Annotated in this window: 3 protein-coding genes; all 3 read right to left on the bottom strand. The window is 75.3% G+C overall.

The features are described 5' to 3' along the window. The coding region (locus tag GTW08_RS21545) for an SAF domain-containing protein (protein WP_237454049.1) at positions 1-318 on the bottom strand (318 nt) is incomplete at its 3' end. Between the two features lie 100 nt (positions 319-418). Continuing rightward, entirely contained in the window at positions 419-769 is a 351-nt protein-coding gene (locus GTW08_RS21550; protein WP_073577594.1) for an FmdB family zinc ribbon protein, read from the bottom strand. 107 nt (positions 770-876) lie between these two features. After that, a partial coding sequence (locus tag GTW08_RS21555) for a 5-formyltetrahydrofolate cyclo-ligase (protein WP_275939004.1) occupies positions 877-1,174 on the bottom strand: 298 nt, incomplete at its 5' end.

The following is a 1,174-nucleotide window of genomic DNA, read 5'->3' on the forward strand; positions in this document are numbered from 1 at the left end:
GCCCGCGGTCACCGGTCCGGCGAGCAGCCGTCCGGCCACGGCGTCGGGCGCGGTCAGGGCACCGGCGGGGACGAGAGCGGGCGGCCAGGAGGCCACGACGACGTCGGCCGGGCCCAGTGCCGTGCCGGGGGCGAGGTCACGGGCCGCGACCAGTACCGGGACCCGCTCGTCACCTGCGGCGGGGAGCAGTGCCACGACCACGGCCGCGACCGCGAGGGCGGCGGCCAGCACCCGGCGGGCCAGCAACGCCCGTGACCAGGAGGGCCGCCGCAGCAGCCGGTCCCACGGGCGGTCCGCCCGCTGTGTCTGCTCCGCCATGGCCGCCCCTCCGCCGTCGTCGTTCCGACGCTAGGGCGGGACTCGGCCGGTGGCGGGCCGATCCACCGGCCTGTGGACAACCCGGCCGGTTGTGGACGGATCAGGAAGCGGCGGCCTTCGAGGACGACGCGCCGGCCGAGCTCGACGAGGAGCTCGACGACGAGGAGGCCGAGGAGGACGAGGAGCTCGACGAGGACGAGGACGACGAGCTCGACGATGAGCTGTCGGACTTCGCCGACTCGGACGAGGCCCCGGACCCGCTGCTCACCGAGCCCGAGCGGGAGTCGGTGCGGTAGAAGCCGCTGCCCTTGAACACGATGCCCACCGAGGAGAAGACCTTGCGCAGCTTCCCGCCGCAGTTCGGGCAGGTGCTGAGGGCGTCGTCGGAGAACGACTGCACCGCCTCGAAGCGGTGGTCACACGCGGTGCATGCGTACTGGTAGGTCGGCACAACATCCTCCGGACGAACTGGGGCGGTGCCCGCCCGCGGGCTGGCACTCGGCGAGAACGAGTGCCAGCATACTCCGAGGCAACGGTCGCTCCGACCCGTCCACACGGTCAGGGCGAGAGATGCACCACCCCGTCCCGAGCCAGGACTGCGGCCCCCACCGCGACGTCGTGGTCCTCGGCCGGGACGTCGTCGAGCAGCTCGCCGTCGTGCAGCGGGACGACCAGCAGGGCGCCGGGCGCGGCGAGCGCGAGCGTCCGGTCGTAGAAGCCGCCGCCGCGGCCCAGGCGCCGCCCGCGCCGGTCGACGGCCAGTGCGGGCACCACCACCAGGCCGGCCGACGCGAGCGCGGCGGGCCCGAGCCGGGGACCGGTCGGCTCGACGACCCCGAGCGGCCCGGGGGCCAGA

This window comes from Pseudonocardia sp. SID8383 (genome assembly GCF_009864975.1).
Classification (GTDB): domain Bacteria; phylum Actinomycetota; class Actinomycetes; order Mycobacteriales; family Pseudonocardiaceae; genus Pseudonocardia; species Pseudonocardia alni.